This is a genomic window from Halorubrum gandharaense, from assembly GCF_054654575.1.
Genome location: NZ_BAAIET010000001.1, coordinates 1306925 through 1318588 on the forward strand (window position 1 = coordinate 1306925; position 11664 = coordinate 1318588).

General features: G+C 69.1%; 12 protein-coding genes. 7 read left to right on the plus strand and 5 right to left on the minus strand.

Annotated elements, in window-relative coordinates:
• Window positions 1-3: 3 nt before the first annotated feature.
• Window positions 4-834, minus strand: coding sequence for a cobalamin-binding protein (locus tag ACYQ07_RS06190; protein WP_459878873.1), 831 nt, complete (start codon window positions 832-834; stop codon window positions 4-6).
• A gap of 406 nt (window positions 835-1240) precedes the next feature.
• Between ACYQ07_RS06190 and ACYQ07_RS06195 the strand changes: the two genes are divergently transcribed.
• The 6 genes from ACYQ07_RS06195 to ACYQ07_RS06220 all read left to right on the plus strand — a co-directional run bounded on the left by ACYQ07_RS06195 (window position 1241) and on the right by ACYQ07_RS06220 (window position 6321).
• Window positions 1241-2227 (plus strand): transcription initiation factor IIB, encoded by a 987-nt coding sequence (locus ACYQ07_RS06195; protein WP_459878875.1) that lies wholly within the window; start codon window positions 1241-1243, stop codon window positions 2225-2227.
• A gap of 65 nt (window positions 2228-2292) precedes the next feature.
• Window positions 2293-2682: a DUF7994 family protein gene (locus tag ACYQ07_RS06200; RefSeq protein ID WP_459878877.1), complete on the plus strand. Its 390-nt coding sequence runs from the start codon at window positions 2293-2295 to the stop codon at window positions 2680-2682.
• A 57-nt stretch (window positions 2683-2739) separates the two neighbouring features.
• Window positions 2740-3450 (plus strand): type I 3-dehydroquinate dehydratase, encoded by a 711-nt coding sequence (locus ACYQ07_RS06205; RefSeq protein WP_459878879.1) that lies wholly within the window; start codon window positions 2740-2742, stop codon window positions 3448-3450.
• A gap of 58 nt (window positions 3451-3508) precedes the next feature.
• A complete protein-coding gene (locus tag ACYQ07_RS06210; RefSeq protein ID WP_459878881.1) occupies window positions 3509-4492 on the plus strand; it encodes a rhomboid family intramembrane serine protease in 984 nt (327 codons plus the stop codon).
• Window positions 4493-4499: 7 nt separating this feature from the next.
• Window positions 4500-5354: an endonuclease V gene (locus ACYQ07_RS06215; RefSeq protein WP_459878883.1), complete on the plus strand. Its 855-nt coding sequence runs from the start codon at window positions 4500-4502 to the stop codon at window positions 5352-5354.
• 127 nt (window positions 5355-5481) lie between these two features.
• Entirely contained in the window at window positions 5482-6321 is an 840-nt protein-coding gene (locus ACYQ07_RS06220; protein WP_459878885.1) for an SDR family oxidoreductase, read from the plus strand.
• A 69-nt stretch (window positions 6322-6390) separates the two neighbouring features.
• On the opposite strand, the gene ACYQ07_RS06225 is transcribed toward ACYQ07_RS06220, so the two are convergent.
• Window positions 6391-6900 (minus strand): DUF7984 family protein, encoded by a 510-nt coding sequence (locus ACYQ07_RS06225; RefSeq protein WP_459878887.1) that lies wholly within the window; start codon window positions 6898-6900, stop codon window positions 6391-6393.
• Between the two features lie 186 nt (window positions 6901-7086).
• Here ACYQ07_RS06225 and ACYQ07_RS06230 point away from each other — a divergent pair, with 186 nt between their 5' ends.
• The gene (locus ACYQ07_RS06230) at window positions 7087-9015 is read left to right on the plus strand and encodes a beta-CASP ribonuclease aCPSF1 (protein ID WP_459878889.1); all 1929 of its coding nucleotides are present in this window, start codon (window positions 7087-7089) and stop codon (window positions 9013-9015) included.
• A gap of 241 nt (window positions 9016-9256) precedes the next feature.
• On the opposite strand, the gene ACYQ07_RS06235 is transcribed toward ACYQ07_RS06230, so the two are convergent.
• The 3 genes from ACYQ07_RS06235 to ACYQ07_RS06245 are packed head-to-tail and all read right to left on the minus strand — an operon-like array spanning window position 9257 to window position 11604.
• Window positions 9257-10168, minus strand: coding sequence for a thiamine-phosphate synthase family protein (locus ACYQ07_RS06235; protein WP_459878891.1), 912 nt, complete (start codon window positions 10166-10168; stop codon window positions 9257-9259).
• Window positions 10165-10809 carry a dCTP deaminase gene (dcd, locus tag ACYQ07_RS06240; RefSeq protein ID WP_459878893.1) on the minus strand — a complete coding sequence of 215 codons (645 nt, stop codon included), beginning with the start codon at window positions 10807-10809 and terminating at the stop codon, window positions 10165-10167. Before dcd ends, ACYQ07_RS06235 begins: the two co-directional genes overlap by 4 nt.
• Before the next feature lie 48 nt (window positions 10810-10857).
• Window positions 10858-11604, minus strand: coding sequence for a Yip1 family protein (locus ACYQ07_RS06245; RefSeq protein ID WP_459878895.1), 747 nt, complete (start codon window positions 11602-11604; stop codon window positions 10858-10860).
• Window positions 11605-11664: the final 60 nt, after the last annotated feature.

Here is an 11664-nt window from a genome sequence, read left to right on the forward strand (position 1 = left end):
GGGTTAAAAGCCGGTGTCGGGAGACAGCAGCTCGGCCAGCCGCTCGACGCCGTCGATCAGCCGGGGACTCGGCTGGTTGAGCAGCGCGTCGTCGAGGACGTGAACCGGTGCGTCGATCGCCCAGTCACGGTCGCGGACGGTGTCGGGGTCGACCCGGTCGCCGTGGCCGCAGACGTGGAGCACGACGTGGTCGGGGGTCGCGGATTCCACCTCGCTCGGAGTCACCTCACGGGAGCGCTCGCCGGCGTCGACGAACGGGTAGCGCCCGCCGGCCGCCCGGACGGCGTCCGGCACCCAGTTGCCGGCGGCCATCGGCGGGTCTGACCACTCCTCGCAGTAGACGACGGGACGTGGGGTCTCGCTGCTGGCAGCTCCGGCCCCTCCGGTCGCCTCGCGCGCGTCCGAGACGGCCTCCGCAACTCGGTCGAGGCGCTCGCGGGAGCGGGCGGCGAGCTCGCGGCCGGCTTCGGGGAGGCCGACGGCCGCCCCGAGCGCGGCGAACCCGTCGACGGCGTCGTCGAGGGTGGCGGGTTCACGGTGATGCACGGCGAATCCGCGGTCCCGGCAGTCGGCCGCCACTTCGGCCTGGAGCCCGTCACTGGTGCAGACGAGGTCCGGGTCGAGTTCGGCGACGCGGTCGAGATCGGGGTTCAGCCACCCACCCACCGGTTCCGGGGCGGAGGGGTTCTCGTGGGCCCGTCCGGCGTCATCGCCGGGCTCGCAGTGGTGGGTGACGCCGACGAGGCGGTCGGCGGCGCCCATCGCCGCAAGCGTCGCCGTCGCGCTCGGCGCCAGCGAGACGACGCGCGGCGGCGTGGCGTCGGTGTCGGTCATGGGTGACGTTCCGCTCCCGAGGACCGAAGCCCTTCGGGTTGGCGCCGCGGATCGGTGTCACGGGTTGACGCCACCGCCACCGCCACCGCCACCGACGGCGGCGGGCCGGAGTTCCCCTCCGGCGTTCCGGGAGCCGAGTAGCAGCGTCTCCGTCGGGCCGGAACGCGTCCGCCGGAGAAGTCGCTCATCCCCACCGTCAAACAGTACCAACCAGTGACATATCGTGCAGCGTGCATCTCCCTGTCCGGGCTTCCTGTCGGAGTGGTGTGTGCCATCACCTCTCGTGAGAAACCGTGATGATACGCCCTGCACCGCCGGCACGTTTCGAGCCCTTTAAGTGTTGGTCCACCATCAAGCTGGTAAGACCGTCCTCGGGCGTTGTTCAGTTACCGGGGTCCTGTCAGCCATGAGTGAGAAAATGCACACACGGGAGAGTCCCTCCCGACGACGGACGAACGAGACGGAACGAGAGGAGTCGAGCGAGCGAAACGACGAGAGCCTGAACTGTCCGGAGTGTGAGGGGCACGTCATCAACGACGAGGAGCACGGCGAGAGCGTCTGTTCCGACTGCGGGCTCGTCGTCGATGCGGACTCGGTCGACCGCGGGCCGGAGTGGCGCGCGTTCGACTCCCGCGAGAAGGACGAGAAGAGCCGCGTCGGCGCCCCGACGACCAACACGATGCACGACAAGGGGCTCTCGACGAACATCGACTGGCGCGACAAGGACGCCTACGGGCGCTCGCTCGGCGCGCGCCAGCGTCAGAAGATGCAGCGGCTCCGCAAGTGGAACGAGCGGTTCCGCACGCGCGACTCGAAAGAGCGCAACCTGAAGCAGGCGCTCGGCGAGATCGACCGCATGGCCTCGGCGCAGGGCCTCCCGGACAACGTCCGCGAGACCGCCTCCGTCATCTACCGCCGCGCGCTCGACGAGGACCTCCTACCCGGGCGATCCATCGAGGGCGTCTCGACCTCCTGTGTGTACGCCGCCGCGCGCATGGCCGGCGTCCCCCGGAGCCTCGACGAGATCGCCGACGTGTCCCGCGTCGAGAAGGCGGAGATCGCCCGCACGTACCGCTACGTCGTCCGCGAGCTCAAACTGGAAGTGAAGCCCGCCGACCCCGAGCAGTACGTCCCGCGGTTCGCCTCCGACCTCGAACTGAGTGAGGAGTCCGAGATGCGCGCGAAGGGCCTCCTGAAAAACGCCAAGGAGAAGGGCGTCCACTCGGGCAAATCGCCGGTCGGCCTCGCGGCCGCCGCCGTCTACGCCGCCGCACTGTTGACCAACGAGAAGACGACGCAGGCGGCGGTTTCGGAGGTCGCGGACATCTCCGAGGTCACCATCCGCAACCGCTACCACGAACTGCTTGAGGCCGAGGAAGGGCTCGTCGCCTGAGCCGGCTCGGCCGCTTCGACCGGTTCGACCGGCCGCTTTTTGTCGTGCCACACGGAGATGGCGACATGCACTCACGAGACCTCTTTTTAGGGCTGTTCCTGATCGTCGGCGCCGGCTGGATAGCGACCGCGGCGCCGCTCGGTGGTGGACCGGCGTTTACGGTCGCCACCGTCGGGTGTGCGCTCGCCGGCGCCGTCTATCTGGTCGCCGGCGCGGAGCTCGGCGTCGGGACGACCGTCGCCGGGACGACGATCACCCGGCTGCGCTATCGGGCGGTATCGCAAGCGCTGCTTGGCGTCTCGATGCTCGCGCTCGGCGTGGGCGGCTACCTCGAAGCCGGCGACATCCTGTCGGCGGGGATCGGCCTCGTCGGCCTCCTGGTACTCGGGCTGTCCGGGGTGCTCTGGGTGACGGGCGGGGCGGACGCCGGCGCAGGGGAGGTCGGGGCGACTTGAGGGAGTCGCCGAACGTTCGAGGCCACACTCAAGTCCCCGCTTTTCGTACGTCCACCCATGTTCGAGGAGTTCACCCTCGCGGCGAGCACGACCGATCTGTCCGAGGAGCCCGACGCCCGCGAGCACGCGGACATTGTGGAGTTTCGGATGGACCTCGCGACGGATCCGCTCGCGGCGCTCGACGACTACGACGGCGAGCTCCCGATTCTCGTCACCAATCGCGCGGAGTGGGAGGGCGGCGAGGCGGGCGACATCGGCCGGTACGGCGACCTCTCGGACGCGCTGGTCCACGAGTCGGTCGCGGCCGTCGACATCGAGCTCGCCGCGCTCCGCGGGAACGCGCCGGACGGAGAGCGTTCGCACGCCGTCGCCCTCCGCGAGGAGGCGCGCGACGAGGACGTGACGGTGGTCGCCTCCGTCCACGACTTCTCGTCGACGCCCGAAACGGGGACGCTCGTCGACCTCCTTGCGGACGCCGCCACCGAGGGCGACGTGGGGAAACTGGCGACGACCGCCGAGGTGCCGGCTGACGCGCTGGCGATGCTGGAGGCGACTCACGAGGCGACCGAGACTGGGCACGCGGTCGCGACGATGTGCATGGGCGAGCCGGGACGACACACCCGCGCGGTCGCGCCCGTCTACGGGTCGCGGATCGGCTACGCCCCCGTCGATCCGTCCGAGGCGACGGCACCCGGCCAGTATCCGCTGGCCGAACTCCGATCGCTCGTCGACGGGCTCATGCGGGAGGCGGCGGACGACCACTCCTGACCGCTCGCCACGACCCGCGAGCCAAACCGCTTTAGGAGCGCCCCGATAAGGGCGGGTAATGGCGACGTGCGACGAGTGTGGGGAGTACGAGAACCTCCCGTATCAGTGCCGACGCTGCGGGAAGACGTTCTGCGGGGAGCACCGCTTGCCCGAGAACCACGACTGTCCCGGCCTCGCCGAGTGGAACGACCCCGGCGGCGTCTTCGAGAGCGACACGAACGCCGGCGGTGGCGGCGGCACGGGTCGGAGTGCAACCGGCGCCCGTGGCTCCGGCAGCGGGTCCGCCGGCGCCGTGGGACGGATCAAACGGCGCATCGAGCGCGAGACGAGCACCGGCGGTTTCGCGGGGTACTTCCGCGGGAACGCGACGTACGTGCTGCTCGCGTTGATGTGGCTCACGTTCGTCGCACAGTTGGTCGTGATCGCCGTCGGCGGGCAGGCACTCCACAACCGGCTGTTCGTGCTCCATCCGGACCGGATCGAGTACGTCTGGACGTGGGTGACCTCGGTGTTCTCACACTCGCCGGAGCTGCTGTTCCACATCCTCGCCAACAGCATCGTGCTGTTCTTCTTCGGCCCGCTGGTCGAGCGCGCCGTCGGATCCCGGAAGTTCGTCGGGCTCTTCTTGGTGGCGGGGATCGTCGCCGGGCTCGGCAACACGACCGTGAACCTGCTCACTGGCGTGCCCTTCGGCGTACTCGGCGCCAGCGGTGCCACTTTCGCGCTGCTCGGCGTCCTCACGGTGTGGCGGCCGAACATGGAGATCCTCCTGTTCTTCGTGATTCCGATGAAGATCAAATATCTCACGTGGGGGACGGCGATCATCTCGGCGCTGTTCGTGCTTGATCCGAGCCTGGCAGCGGCCGCCGGCCTCGGCGGAATCGCCCACCTCGCGCACCTGATCGGGTTCGCAATCGGTCTCGCGTTCGGCAAGCGCAATGAGGGGCTCGCACGCTCCGCACGCGGCGGTGGCGGGGCCGGCGTTCGCGGTCCGCGTGGTCCGCGCGGTCCCGGTGGCCCCGGCGGCCCGGGACGGTACTGAGACGCCCATGGCTGACGAACCCCATCTGGACGTCGACGCGCTCGCGCATCCCGAGTTCCTCCCGGACCCCTCGCTCTCCCACGACGAGATGGAGACGCTCCAGCGCGAACTCGCGACGACGGCCGTCTTCGCGGACGACGGCGCGCCCGACCCCGAGACGGTCGCCGTCACGGAGGCGTTCGACCTGACGGCCGAACTGCCGCCCGCCCGCCCGGACGCCGCCGACCCGGACGCACCCACCGTCGTCGGCATCGACCAGGCGTTTCGACTCGACGCGGGGGAGGCCGTCTCCGCGGCGGTCGCGGTGCGGGACGGCAAGGTCGTGGAGTACGCGCACGCGGTGACGCCGCTGCGGATCCCCTATATCCCGGGACTGCTCGCGTTCCGCGAGGGCGAGCCGATCCTCGACGCGCTCGCCGCGCTCTCTGCGGAGCCGGACCTGCTGGTGCTCGACGGGTCGGGACGGATCCACTTCCGGGAGGCCGGCATCGCGACGCACGTCGGCGTGCTCCACGACGTGCCAGCCGTGGGCGTCGCCAAGAGCCTGCTGTGTGGCGAGCCGGACGACCCGACCGACGAACGGCCCGAAGGGTGGCGAACGCCGATCCGGGCCGACGACTCGGTGGAGACTGCCGACCCCGGCACGATCATCGGCCACGCCTTCCAGTCACGGCAGTATCCGAACAGTCGGCGGATCAACCCGCTGTACGTCTCGCCGGGGCATCGCGTCTCGGCGGAAACGACCGTCGACCTCGTCGATGCGCTGTGTGCGGGGTACAAGCTGCCGGAGCCGACCCGGCTCGCGGACGCGTACGCCGGCGCGGTCAAGCGTGGCGAGCTTGCGGCGTCGGACCCCGACTGAGGCGGCGCTCGCCGTGCATCCGGGGCGGCTCGACCGATGTCCGCGGCATTCGCGGGGACCGCCGCGCAGTACCCGCACCTCGCGCTCCGTCGGGAGAGTTATGCCGGCGGCGCTCCACTCCTGACGCGTGCAGAAGACGGTACTCATCACCGGCTGCTCGTCCGGCATCGGCCGCGCGACCGCGCAGGCGTTCAACGACGAGGGGTGGACGGTGTACGCCACCGCCCGCAACCCCGCCGACATCCAGACGCTCGGCGAGCAGGGCTGCGAGCTAGCGACGCTGGACGTAACCGACCGGAGCGACGTCGACCGGGTGGTCAACCGGATCCTCGACGAGGAGGGCGCGATCGACGCGCTCGTCAACAACGCCGGCTACGGCCAGTTCGGGCCGATCGAGGACGTGCCGGTCGAGAAGGTCCACGAGCAGTTCGACGTGAACGTGTACGGGCCACACCGGCTGATCCGCGCCGTGCTCCCCGCGATGCGCCGCGAGCGCGACGGGACGATCATCAACCTCTCGTCGGTCGCCGGGCGCGTCTCCTTCCCGGGCGGCGGCGTCTACAGCAGCTCGAAGTTCGCGGTGGAGGCGATGTCCGACGCGCTCCGCAACGAGGTGGCGGAGTTCGGGATCGACGTGGTCGTCGTCCAGCCCGGCCCGGTTCGCACGAAGTTCTCGACACGTGCCGAACGGGAGGTCGACCCGGAGACGACCGACGGCGTCGAGCGCTCGGGCGCCTACGAGCAGTTCTACGACCTCTTCGAGGACACCGACGCGATCGCGGGGGACGGTCCCGGCTCGGTCGAGCCGGAGCTGGTCGCCGGCGAGATCCTCAACGCGGCGAGCGCGACGAAGCCCCCCGCACGGGTCCAGCCCGGCACCGTCGCGCGCGTCGGCGTCCTCGCCCGGTTCCTGCCCGACACGCTCCGGGACAAGGGGTTCGAGCTCGTCCGGAAGTTCACCAGTTAGGCGGCGTTACGGGGGGACGGTGAATCGTGCACCGTGATTCCGTGCGCTCACGATACGTGCTCACAACGGTCACATCTGCAGGTCAGGGTCGACCGCGAACGGGCTCTCCCCTTCTCGCCAGTCCCAGCCGGGGAGCCGCGTCTGGAACCCAGCGGCGAGCGCGGCATCGAGGTCGTCGGCGCCGGCAGCGCCTTTTCCGTCGGCGGTCGCGTCCTCGTCGACGTGGACATCCGCGACGTGGAACGTCGCCTGCGCGAGGATGGAGAGCGGTTGGCCGCCGGCGATCGTGGCTGCCAGCTCCCGGCCGAGCACCTCGTCGACGACGAAGCCGGGATAGTCCCCCTCGACGTCGAGCTCGCGGAGGAGGGCGGCGTAGCCGGCGACGTTGACGGCGACCTCCCCGTCCGCGAACACGACATCGACCTCGTGGCGGTAGGCGTCCTGGGTGACGTGGTCAACCTCGGTGTCGAACAGGTCGCCGAGTCGGTCGCGGATATCGTTGAGGATCGGGACGATAACGGGCGCGCGCTCGCGGAGGCGGTCGCGCTCGGTGCGGACGGCGTCTGGCGTGAGTCGCATGACGGTGGTTTGGACGCACGGGGCTTGCGCTTTGCGAAGGCTTTTATAACACACGCGATATACCTTGAGACAAGCGGGTTTTCGCTAGCTGTTCCCGCACGGTATCACTCGCAGAGTACTTCCACTATGCCTAGCCGTCCACGGTCGGCCGTCCAGCGGTCGAGCCTCACGCGGTCGCGGTGAGATATGAGTCAAGTCGATAAGCAACTCGAAGACCTGAAAGCAGAGATCGAACAGGAGATTCCGTCGGATATCTCGGTGACGGATGTCAAATATGAGGGCCCCGAGCTCGTCGTGTACACTCGCGATCCAAAGCGGTTCGCGGGCGACGGCGACCTCGTGCGGCGGCTCGCCTCCCAGCTCCGCAAGCGGATCACCGTCCGCCCGGACCCCGCCTCCCTGTCGCCGCCGGCGCAAGCGGAGGAGAAGGTCCGATCGGTGATTCCGGAGGAGGCCGGCGTCACGGACCTCGACTTTCACGAGGACACCGGAGAGGTCATCATCGAGGCCCAAAAGCCCGGGATGGTGATCGGTCGCCGTGGCTCCACGTTACGGGAGATCACCCAGGAGGTTGGGTGGACCCCCGAAGTCGTGCGCACGCCGCCGATCGAGTCCTCCACGGTGTCGAACGTCCGCAACTTCCTGAAAAACGAGCGTGAGGAGCGCCGCGACATCCTCGAACGGGTGGGCCGCCAGATCCACCGCGAGGAGATGTCCGACGACGAGTGGGTGCGGATCACCACGCTCGGCTGCTGTCGTGAGGTCGGCCGTGCCGCGTTCATCCTCAACACGCCGGAGACGCGGATCCTCATCGACTGTGGGGACAAACCCGGCGCGGAAGGCGAGGTGCCGTACCTCCAGGTGCCCGAGGCGCTCGGCGCCGGCGCCCAGAACATCGACGCCGTCGTGCTCACGCACGCCCACCTCGACCACTCCGCGCTGTTACCCCTCCTGTTCAAGTACGGCTACGACGGGCCGATCTACACCACGGAGCCGACACGGGACCTGATGGGCCTGCTCACGCTGGACTACCTCGACGTGGCTGCCAAGGAAGGGCGCACGCCGCCGTACGAGTCGGCACAGGTTCGCGAGGCGATCAAACACACCATCCCGCTGGAGTACGGCGACGTGACGGACATCGCCCCGGACATCAAGCTCACGTTCCACAACGCGGGTCACATTCTCGGCAGCGCGGTCACCCACTTCCACATTGGCGACGGCCTCTACAACGTCGCCTTCTCCGGCGACATCCACTACGACGACACGCGGCTGTTCAACGGCGCCGTCAACGACTTCCCGCGCGTCGAGACGCTGGTGTTAGAGTCCACCTACGGCGGTCGCGACGACTACCAGACCGACCAGGAGGACTCCGAGCGCAACCTGATGAAGGTGATCAACGAGACCTACGACCAGGGCGGAAAGGTCGTCATCCCGGCGTTCGCCGTCGGGCGCTCCCAGGAGATCATGCTCGTCTTGGAGGAGGCGATGCGCGAGGGCGACATCCCCGAGATGCCGATCCACCTCGACGGGATGATCTGGGAGGCGACCGCCATCCACACCACCTACCCCGAGTACCTGCGTGACGGGCTCCGTGACCGGATCTTCCACGAGGACGAGAACCCGTTCCTCGCCGACCAGTTCAACCACATCGACGCCGGCGAGGACGAGCGCCAGGAGGTCGCCGACGGCGACCAGTGTATCATTCTCTCCACGTCCGGGATGATCGAGGGCGGGCCGATCATGTCGTGGCTTCGCCACATCGGTCCCGACCCGAACTCGAATCTCACGTTCGTCGGCTATCAGGCACAGGGGACGCTCGGTCGCCGCATCCAGAACGGCTGGGACGAGATCCCGGTTTCGGGCTGGGGCGACGCCGGCGGCCGCGGCGACACCCTCACGCTGGAGATGGGCGTCGAGACCGTCGACGGCTTCTCCGGTCACGCCGATCGCCAGGGGCTGGAGAACTTCGTGAAGACGATGAACCCGCGTCCGGAGAAGGTGCTGTGTGTCCACGGCGATGAGCAGTCCGTGCAGGACCTCTCGTCGGCGCTGTACCACGACTACAACATGCGAACGTTTGCGCCGAAGAACCTGGAGACGTTCCGGTTCAAGTAGCGCGACCGGACGACGGCGGCGATCGGTGTCCGGCGATCGGTCGCGCTCGACCGCGCTAGGCCGCACCCGCCGCGACCCCCTCCATGACACCGTGCGGCTATTCGCTTTGTTTGATCTTCCGATATCGTCTGCTCCCACAGCCTGAGTGACGTGTGTCGTCGCACACGCCGGTAGGGGAGAGTACGTTTCGCGAGTTCTTGGAGCGTGGTTACGCAGTAGCCCCGCGCCCTCGGAACCCCGGCTACAGCCCGTTACGGAGTAGTTTGCGCACGATGTCGGCGGCGTCCGTCGCGTCGGGCGCGAGGACGTAGACGATCGGCTCGACGCCGACCGCGCCGGTCTGGTACAACACCAGCGTGTCGTCGGGGTCCGCACCGCCGAGCGCGTCACGGACCGCCTCGGCGGTGGGGCGCTCGGCGTCGAACGCCACGGTCGGATGGTCGGCGTCGAGGGCGTCGACGATCTCGGGGTCGTACCGGAGGTTGACGGCGGCCCGGGCGCCGCTGCCGGCCTCGCGGGCGGCAAGCAGCAGGGAGGCGACGTGCTCGCTCACGCCGAACTCGGGCTCGCCGGGGACCATCGCCTGCCCTTTTACGTCGACGAGCCGGCCGGGGATGCCGGCCACGTCGTCGATCGTCTCGGCGTCGGCGAGACACTCGACGAGGTTCGCCCCGACGTTGGGAATGAGGCCGGCGAAGCCGGAGGCGTTGGTGAGCGTGCGGAGCCCGCCGCGGACCGACGCGAGCACCGTCTCGCGCTCACGGAGCCCGCTGTCGGGGTCGTGGACGGAGAACTCCACGTCGGCGTCCGCCAGCGCCGGCATCGCCTCCTCGTGGAGCTCCGCGAGGAGGTCGCCCTCCTCCAGCCGGCGGATCAGCACCTCGATCTCGACGAGGGCGGCGACCGGGCTGAGGTCGCCGGCGGCGAGCCCCTCGCCGACGCGGTCGACGAGCTCCTGCACGCGCTCGTCGGTCATCACCCGCTCGTTGCGAGCCACGTCGCCGTGCGCGTACTTCGACACCGCCGACTGCGAGATGCCGAGCGCGTCGGCGACCTCCCGCTGGGTGTATCCCCGCTCGCGGAGGTCCTCGGCGAGCATCGACCGAACGGTGGGGAGGAACTCCTCGACGACGACCTCCTCGATGAACCTCACGCGGAATCACCCGCGCTGCCTGCCCCGCCCGAGCCGTCCGCCCCGCCCGCGTCATTCGCGTCGTCCGCGAACTCGGGATCGTCACCGATCCGCGACGCCTGCGGCCCGTCCTGTCCCTGGTACTTCGAGCCGCGCTCGGCGCCGTAGGGGCGATCCGCGGGCGTCTTCAGCTCCGTGAAGGTGAGCTGGGAGACGCGCATTCCGGGCGAGAGCGCGACGGGCGCGGTGCCGAGATTGGAGAGTTCGAGGGTGATCTGGCCCTCGTAGCCGGGGTCACACAGTCCAGCCGTGGCGTGGACAACGATCGCCAGCCGGCCGAGCGAGGAGCGCCCCTCGACGTGTGCGACGAGGTCGTCGGGGATGGCGACGCGCTCCTTCGTCGTGCCGAGCACGAAGTCGCCGGGGTGGAGGATGAACTCGTCGCCCTCGGAAACGACGGTCTCGGTGACGTAATCACCGACTTCGTCGGCTTCCGTCGGGTGGATACAGGGGATGTTGGTGCGCTGGAACTCCAAGAACCGCTCGCCAAGCCGGAGGTCGACGCTCGCGGGCTGGACCTGCTGGTCGACGTCGTCGATCGGGTCGATAACGAGGTCGCCCGCCGAGAGCCGGGCGAGAATGTCCGTGTCGGACAGGATCATGGCGTATAGGCCGCACGGCCTCACCTAAAGAGTCTCGAAAGGCGTGCGTTACGCGAACGTGAGGAGGAGCCCGAGGACGGCAAATACCGTCGCGACGGCGATCGCCTTGCGTCGTGACAGGTCGTGGAGCACCTCCAGTCCGCCGATGACGATCCACCACTGGAGGGCGATCGTGATCGCGCTGGCCAGGAGAAGCGGCTCACCCGTCGTTTCGAGCGCGGCAATGATGTCGGTCCCGAGCGCCTCCATGGAGTCGTCGCGGACCTCGGCGCCGGCGAGCGCGTAGTGGATGACGGCCAGTCCGGCGACCATCCGGAACACCTCCGGGAGGAGCGCCCAGGCGGCCACGACGAAGGTGTCTCCCACCGACCCCTCACCGTCCGCGAGGCGCGCACCGATGTGGAGCACGACGCCGAATATCAGCCAGAGAACCACGCCCCCTACTGGGGCGTAGTGGAGGAAGCCGGTCGTGGCGTCGCGGATCTCCGACCCCGCGTCGACGTCGATCCGATCGGGCTCGTCACAGCTGTTGCCTAGCGGAGAGTCCTCGTCGTGAGTCTCACACACCCACTCGGGTGGCTGGTTGGGATTGTCGACGGTCACCGTCTCGTCGATCGTCGCGTCGAAGATGACGCCGAGCCCGTAGATGCCGAAGACGACCGCGACGATGACGATGGCGACGACGACGAGCGCGACCGGGAGCGACCGTGCCGCGGGACGATGCTCGAAGAAGCCGCGCGACCGGTCGAGGACGGTACTACCCAGCCGACGGAGGGAGGCAAGCGGGGAGGGCACGCACTGCGGTTCCGACGGCGAGTGCAAGTGTTTTTGGGCTCACCCGGCCCCTCCAAGTAG

Bases quoted from the DNA above. Each gene is read 5' to 3' on its own strand.
- ACYQ07_RS06215 (WP_459878883.1), top strand. From the start codon at position 4,500: ATGGCTGACGAACCCCATCTGGACGTCGACGCGCTCGCGCATCCCGAG.
- ACYQ07_RS06210 (WP_459878881.1), top strand. From the start codon at position 3,509: ATGGCGACGTGCGACGAGTGTGGGGAGTACGAGAACCTCCCGTATCAG.
- ACYQ07_RS06200 (WP_459878877.1), top strand. From the start codon at position 2,293: ATGCACTCACGAGACCTCTTTTTAGGGCTGTTCCTGATCGTCGGCGCC.
- ACYQ07_RS06225 (WP_459878887.1), bottom strand. From the start codon at position 6,900: ATGCGACTCACGCCAGACGCCGTCCGCACCGAGCGCGACCGCCTCCGC.
- ACYQ07_RS06230 (WP_459878889.1), top strand. From the start codon at position 7,087: ATGAGTCAAGTCGATAAGCAACTCGAAGACCTGAAAGCAGAGATCGAA.
- ACYQ07_RS06190 (WP_459878873.1), bottom strand. From the start codon at position 834: ATGACCGACACCGACGCCACGCCGCCGCGCGTCGTCTCGCTGGCGCCG.
- ACYQ07_RS06205 (WP_459878879.1), top strand. From the start codon at position 2,740: ATGTTCGAGGAGTTCACCCTCGCGGCGAGCACGACCGATCTGTCCGAG.
- ACYQ07_RS06195 (WP_459878875.1), top strand. From the start codon at position 1,241: ATGAGTGAGAAAATGCACACACGGGAGAGTCCCTCCCGACGACGGACG.
- dcd (WP_459878893.1), bottom strand. From the start codon at position 10,809: ATGATCCTGTCCGACACGGACATTCTCGCCCGGCTCTCGGCGGGCGAC.